The organism is Longimycelium tulufanense (assembly GCF_014645795.1).
In the GTDB taxonomy this organism is placed as follows: domain Bacteria; phylum Actinomycetota; class Actinomycetes; order Mycobacteriales; family Pseudonocardiaceae; genus Longimycelium; species Longimycelium tulufanense.
Genome location: NZ_BMMK01000002.1, coordinates 265876 through 272012, shown reverse-complemented (window position 1 = coordinate 272012; position 6137 = coordinate 265876). Strand labels below are relative to the sequence as shown.

The 6137-nt window shown below is 70.1% G+C and carries 5 protein-coding genes and 1 riboswitch; of the genes, 3 read left to right on the top strand and 2 right to left on the bottom strand.

Going from position 1 to position 6137, the window contains the following annotated elements:
• Positions 1-15 precede the first annotated feature (15 nt).
• Positions 16-1332 carry a PA0049 family protein gene (locus IEY55_RS03515; RefSeq protein ID WP_189053786.1) on the bottom strand — a complete coding sequence of 439 codons (1317 nt, stop codon included), beginning with the start codon at positions 1330-1332 and terminating at the stop codon, positions 16-18.
• Between the two features lie 213 nt (positions 1333-1545).
• Between IEY55_RS03515 and IEY55_RS03510 the strand changes: the two genes are divergently transcribed.
• Positions 1546-2262: a GntR family transcriptional regulator gene (locus IEY55_RS03510; RefSeq protein WP_189053784.1), complete on the top strand. Its 717-nt coding sequence runs from the start codon at positions 1546-1548 to the stop codon at positions 2260-2262.
• Positions 2263-2334: 72 nt separating this feature from the next.
• On the opposite strand, the gene IEY55_RS03505 is transcribed toward IEY55_RS03510, so the two are convergent.
• Positions 2335-3261 carry an esterase/lipase family protein gene (locus IEY55_RS03505; RefSeq protein ID WP_189053782.1) on the bottom strand — a complete coding sequence of 309 codons (927 nt, stop codon included), beginning with the start codon at positions 3259-3261 and terminating at the stop codon, positions 2335-2337.
• Between the two features lie 437 nt (positions 3262-3698).
• On the opposite strand from IEY55_RS03505, the gene IEY55_RS03500 reads away from it, so the two are divergent.
• Both IEY55_RS03500 and IEY55_RS03495 read left to right on the top strand, forming a co-directional pair.
• Positions 3699-4709, top strand: a complete 1011-nt coding sequence (locus tag IEY55_RS03500; RefSeq protein ID WP_229685950.1) for a cation diffusion facilitator family transporter — start codon at positions 3699-3701, stop codon at positions 4707-4709.
• Between the two features lie 119 nt (positions 4710-4828).
• Positions 4829-4958: riboswitch (cobalamin riboswitch) on the top strand.
• Between the two features lie 69 nt (positions 4959-5027).
• Positions 5028-6128 carry a HoxN/HupN/NixA family nickel/cobalt transporter gene (locus IEY55_RS03495; protein WP_189053778.1) on the top strand — a complete coding sequence of 367 codons (1101 nt, stop codon included), beginning with the start codon at positions 5028-5030 and terminating at the stop codon, positions 6126-6128.
• Positions 6129-6137: the final 9 nt, after the last annotated feature.

The following is a 6137-nucleotide window of genomic DNA, read 5'->3' as shown; positions in this document are numbered from 1 at the left end:
CCACGCCAGGCGGGCTCAGCTCGCCAGGGAGCCGGCCCTGATCAGCTCGACGGTCTGGTCCGCGATCTGCTGGCGCCGCTGCTCGTAACCGGGGTCGGTCAACGCCGTGTCCGAGTCCGGCATCGTCAGGATCGGCACGTGCAGGTGCCCACCGTGCACCTGGGTGGCGCCGAGACCAACCCGGACGCGGTTGGCGCGGTACATGCTCTCGTTGGACAGGTAGTCGCCGCCGCTCCCACTGGCGGCCTTCTCACCCGGCCTCGGTTCGTCGGTACGCCGGATCGGCTCGCCCTGACCCGGGTTGTTCGGGTCCGGCCAGACGGCGAACTCCCGGTTGAACAGGACCCGGTACGGCCCGGTTCCGGCGTCGATCATCTCCTGCGCCGGAAGAGTTGTCTCGATGAACTCCTCCGCCGGCTGCGGCCAGCCCGTTGCCGCCGGGACGGGACCGGTGGACGAGGCATCGTCGTTGTCGGGGGATCCGCCCCGCCACCGGCCGGCCCACCGCTCGATGTCGAACTGCTCGGGCCGGCCCTGGCTGATCGTGGTGATCATGTCGACCCGCTGCGGTCCGGGGCGCAGCCACGGGCCGTAGGCGGCTTCGACGATGCCCTCGTCGAAACCGCCCCACAGCACCGGGAACGTCACCGCCTCCACGCGGACCCGGCCCTGCGGGGTGTCGAAGGTGCGACCGTCCAGGCGAAGCGAGGCGACCCCGGCGGGGTTGCCACGGCGAATGCCGTTGCCGTCCAGCTGGAACGGGTCGAAGCCGCTCACCAGGACCCGACGCACGCCCGGGGCCGGTGGGAGGTGAACCGAGCCGATGCCGCGCGACGTCCAGTCAAGGGTGCGGACCAACTCGGCACGCTGTGCCTCAGTGATCGGGCGCGCCGGGCGCCACTGCCGCAACGCCTTCGTCAGCTGCAACCGTGCCCAGTAGAGCGGGCGGTCGTCGAACCGGTCGAGTTCGCCGAGATCCGGCCGGCGGCCCTGCGCCCGATCGACGGCGGTGCGCCACAGTCGCCCGCCGTGCTCGGACGCCAACGCCCTGGCCTGTGACAGGGTGCGTGCGTGGCACAGGACCTGGGTGAATTCCGAGACCTGGCGGTCAAAACCGGCAAGTCGGACAAGTTCGGGACCGACGGGAGCGCCACCCGGGTCGAGCGACCGGTCCAGGCGTTGCTCCTCGACCGTCAGCGTGGCGTGCGGGTCGTAGCAGGCGGTCGTACCGGCCGCTGCCGACTCGGCATGCGCCAGCCCGGTTCCCGCCAACAGGGGAGTCACGACGAGCGCGGCGACCAGCAGGCGACGCCACGCACCGGGACGGGACATGTCTTCCTCCGATTCTCCAACGGTTCGACGGGCGTCGGCGGCAGGGGCGGGCGATCCGGCCGGGCCGCCCAGCTTCACCCGGTCGTGATCAACCTACCGCCGCGGACGGCGAGCCGGACCGGTGCGGAGCCGGTGGACGGATGGGATCCGCCATCTACACTGCGGGTCGCTGGGCCGAGCGGCGCAGCGGCGAGTGGGCGAAGGCGGGGGCAGATGGCGACCCGGGACGTACCCGAATGGTTGGGCGTCGCGCTCGCCGGCCAGGAGCGGTTGCCGCGGTCGACGACCGCGCAACGCGTGGCCGACCTGCTCCGCGAGCGCATTCTGGAAGGCGGCCTGGAACCGGGCCGCCGGCTCTCCGAAGAGGCGCTCGGTGGCGCGCTCGGCGTCTCCCGCAACACGCTGCGGGAAGCGTTCCGGCTGCTGGTGCACGAGCGGCTGCTCGTTCATGAGTACGGCAGGGGCGTGTTCGTCCGCGTCCTCGACGCCGACGACGTGGCAGACCTCTACCGGGCGCGTCGGCTCGTCGAGGTTCCCGCGCTGCGGCGGTGGCCGGCTGCCGGGCCGGGAGCCAGGTCCGCGGTGCGGGCGGCACTGCGCGCGGCCGAGCGGGCCGCCGCCAGGGACAGCTGGATCGAGGTGGGCACCGGGAACATGCGGTTCCACCAGGCCATCGGGGCGCTCGCGGCCAGTCCCCGGGTGAACGGCATCGTGGCGGGCCTGCTGGCCGAGCTACGGCTGGCGTTCCACATCATGGGAGAAGCCCGGCCGTTCTACAAGCCCTACGTCGTCCGGAACCGGCGGATCCTGGAACTGCTGGAACAGGGCGACATCGAGGACGCCGCCCACCAGCTCCTCGACTACCTCGACGAGGCGGAGCGCCAGCTGCTTGCCGCCTTCCGCAGGACGGAAAGGGAAATCACCCGGTAGGTCGGACCATGCGATCACCGTGGAGCCGGTGGGTGGGCGAGGGGCACTTCGGACAATTCGGAGGACCGCCTGCTAGCCGGAAAACACCGGGGGCACGAACCGGCAGATTGGTTTCTTGGCGTTGGCCGGGCCGAGTGCGTTCAGCACGAGTTGCTGCGTGATGGGGTCGTAGGGGATGCCGACGTGGTCGGTGAGGTCCTGCCCACACACGTCCTGTACCAGGATGTTGCGCACGTTCGGTGCGGGTTTGAGGAACGCGTTGGTGTGAGGTGTGACCACGTCGTCGTACCTGGTTTGGATGACGGTGTACTCGACGTCTGGGATGGTGTCGCCGCCCGCGTTGAGGTCGGCGAGGAACGCCGAGTCCGCCTCTTGTTCATCGCAGGCCGGGCAGTCCACCCCGAGCACGTCGTTCACCGCCGAGATCAGCCGCAACGTGCCGAGCGACTTCGATGATTCGGTGCCGTAGTTGGAGGGGGAAAGGCCGATCAGCCTGCCGATCTTCTTGTCGCCACCCAGGTTCTTGATCCAGTAGCGGGGGCTCATACCGCCCTGGGAGTACCCGACGACGTCGAGTTTCTTCGCCCCGGTCACGCGAAGGATCCTGTCTCCGAACGCGGCGAGCTGGCGGGCCGTTTCGGCGATGGGTCCCACGGTCTGCACGACGCCGCCGGGTGCACCACCGAAGTTTCCCGCGAAAACGCAGAAACCGGCGTCCGCGAGTTTCTGTGAGAGATTCGCCCAGTTCGCGTAGGCGTTTGCGTTCGTGCCGTTGGACAGCAGTACCGGGTTCGGATGTTCCGGGCTGGGCCTGCAGTTCCAGTCGTTCGTCCCGGGCGGTGCGATCGTCGGATTGAACAGGGAGAACGTCGCCGCGGCGACGATGTTCGGTTGAACCGGACCGGTTGGTTTCCGCTCCGCGGCTTGCGCGACGTCGTCTCCCAGGACCAGGGCCAGTGTCAGTGCGACGAGACTGTGAAGCAGCCTTCGCGCACCCATACGTCGCCTCCCTTTTGTGAAGCAGCTCGGGCGCACTGAGTCGTGCGACTCACCGATCTGACGGTGGCGTACGCTACGTGATGGTCAACTGAGGTCCCGGACGACTGCTCCGCGACGCGGAAAACAGCGGTAGGCGGTGCAGTCGCGGTTGCCCGGTTGCGGGTCCCGGGTGGCGATCAGCAGGCTTGACCACCACACCCAACCGTTAGCTGTAACTACACAGCCTTGGGACTAGATCATCTTTCCTGGTGTGCGTGTCCGCACGAGGAGGGCGCACACCAGGTGTGGCGCCTCGGGACGCTGCCAGAACGGTGCACCGTTGCGGTGCGTTCCCCCAGTAGCTTGCTGCTGCATGTCTTGCGCAGCAGGCAGTTCCTTGCAGCGGCCTCCCCCTTGCATCTAGTCCACAGTGGACTTTTACCGCTATGATCGGTGCCATGACGGGGCATGGACACGGCCACCGCGTCGGGCTCCTCGCTCGGGTACGTCACGCGCTGACGCCGCACAGCCACGACATCGCGGACCGGGTGGACGAACAGGCCACCGCCGACCGCCGCGGGATGCGCACCGTGTGGGGCTCGTTCGCCGTCCTCATGCTGACCGCACTCGTGCAGGCGGTCGTCGTCCTGCTGACCGGCTCCGTCGCCCTGCTGTCGGACACCCTGCACAACGCCGCCGACGCCCTGAGCGCGGTGCCCATCGCCATCGCCTTCCTGCTGGGCCGGCGGGCCGCCACCCGCCGCTTCACCTACGGCTTCGGTCGGGCCGAGGACCTCGCCGGCCTCGTCGTGGTCGGGCTCATCGCGCTCTCGGCCGTCCTGGCCGCGGTCGAGGCGGCCCGCCGGCTCGCCCAGCCGCAGCAGGTCCGGCACGTGCCGGCGGTGGCGGCCGCCGCCGTCCTCGGCTTCGCCGGCAACGAGATCGTGGCCCGTTGGCGGATCCGCGTCGGCCGCCGCATCGGCTCCGCCGCGCTCGTCGCCGACGGCCTGCACGCGCGGGCCGACGGGTTCACCTCGCTGGCCGTGCTGCTGGCCGCCGGCGGTGCCGCCGTGGGCTGGAGCTGGGTGGACCCGGTCGTGGGGCTGGCGGTGGCGGCGGTCATTCTCGTCGTGCTCGTCGGGGCCGCCCGCGGCGTACTCGGCCGGCTGCTGGACGCCGCCGAGCCCGCCGAGGTGGACACCGCGCGGCGGCTGGCGGCCGCCACGCCCGGTGTCCTGGGCGTGGAGCAGGTGCGGCTGCGCTGGTCCGGGCACGGGCAGCTCGCCGAGCTCACCGTCGTGGTCGACCGCGGCGCCTCCCTCGTCGAGGCCCACCGGATCGCCCACGATGTGGAACACCGGCTGCTGCACGGGCTGCACCGGGCACTGCGGGCACACGTCCACCCGCACCCCGCACCACTGGCCGGGGTGGACGACCACGCCTTGGTCGCGCATCACAACCGGTCCTGAGTTCTGGCCCGCGTACTGCGCCGGCCGGGTGAGCAAGCGGTTGCCGTCCGGGTTTTGGAGACCTCGCTCGGATTGACCGCGTGCATCGCCACCCGTCAGGATGCCGACGCCGACAGGTGGAGGAACCCGGTGCGAATCCGGGACGGTCCCGCCACTGTGACCGGGGAGCGGATCCCCAGCAACGGCCACGGCCCAACGGGTGGGTTGGAAGGCCGGGGAAACCGCGTCGATCCGGGAGTCAGGACACTCCCCGCCGGCCGCGCGCCGCGCCGCGGCCCGCGTACCGACCCTCGGGCGAGGACACCGGAGGAGGTCCCCTTGACGTCGCACGACCTTGCCGTCCGCACGGCGAGCGGAACGTGGACGGCGGCCGAACGCCGCCGGCTCGCCGGCATCATCGGCACCATCGTGCTGCTGCACGTTCTCGGAATCGCGTTGTTCCTGGCACATTCCGGCGATCCGGCCATCGCGGGCAAGCTCGCCGGGGCTGGCGTGGCGGCGTACGTATTGGGCATGCGTCATGCTTTCGACGCCGACCACATTGCCGCTATCGACGACACCACGCGGCTGATGTTGTTGCGTGGCCGGCGTCCGGTGGGCGTCGGCTTCTTCTTCGCCATGGGTCACTCGACCGTCGTGGTGGTGCTGGCGCTGGTGGTGGCGCTGGCCGCCGGTCGACTCCAGGAGTCCGACCTGGACAGTGTCCGGGAGACCGGGGGCATGATCGCGTTGCTGGTGGCGATCGCGTTCCTGCTGCTGGTGGCCACGCTCAACGGGGTCGTGCTCCGCTCCCTGGTGCGGCTCTGGCGGCAGGTGCGTGGTGGTCAGATTGCCGAGCGGCAGGTCGAGGAGGTGCTGCTGGACCGCGGCCTGCTCAACCGGTTGCTCGGCGGTCGAATGCGCGGTCTCATTCGCTCCTCCTGGCACATGTTCCCGGTCGGTCTGCTGATGGGCCTGGGTATGGAGACCGCCTCCGAGGTCACGCTGCTCGCGTTGGCCGGCACGGCCGGTGGCCACGATGTGCCACTGCTCGCGGTGTTGAGCCTGCCAATCCTGTTCGCGGCCGGCATGAGCACGTTCGACACCGTCGACTCACTGCTGATGACGCGTGCGTACTCGTGGGCGTACCGCAACCCGGTACGCACGCTCTTCTACAACACCACGACCACGGCCATCACCGTGGCGATCGCGGTTTTCGTCTGCGCCGTCTACCTTTCCGGGTTCCTTGCCGACCACGCCGGCCTGACCTGGCTGGCCGGTTTCGGCGACCTGGCCGAGCAGTTCGAGTACGTCGGCTACGGTATCGCCGCGGTCTTCGTGCTCGTCTGGGGTGGTGCGCTGCTGTGGTGGAAGCTGGGCCGTTTCGACGACCGTTATCGCCCGGTGCCGGCGCGGGAGGCCGCGAAGGAGACCGCGTGAGCCTCGTGC

Bases quoted from the DNA above. Each gene is read 5' to 3' on its own strand.
- IEY55_RS03515 (WP_189053786.1), bottom strand. From the start codon at position 1,332: ATGTCCCGTCCCGGTGCGTGGCGTCGCCTGCTGGTCGCCGCGCTCGTC.
- IEY55_RS03510 (WP_189053784.1), top strand. From the start codon at position 1,546: ATGGCGACCCGGGACGTACCCGAATGGTTGGGCGTCGCGCTCGCCGGC.
- IEY55_RS03505 (WP_189053782.1), bottom strand. From the start codon at position 3,261: ATGGGTGCGCGAAGGCTGCTTCACAGTCTCGTCGCACTGACACTGGCC.
- IEY55_RS03500 (WP_229685950.1), top strand. From the start codon at position 3,699: ATGACGGGGCATGGACACGGCCACCGCGTCGGGCTCCTCGCTCGGGTA.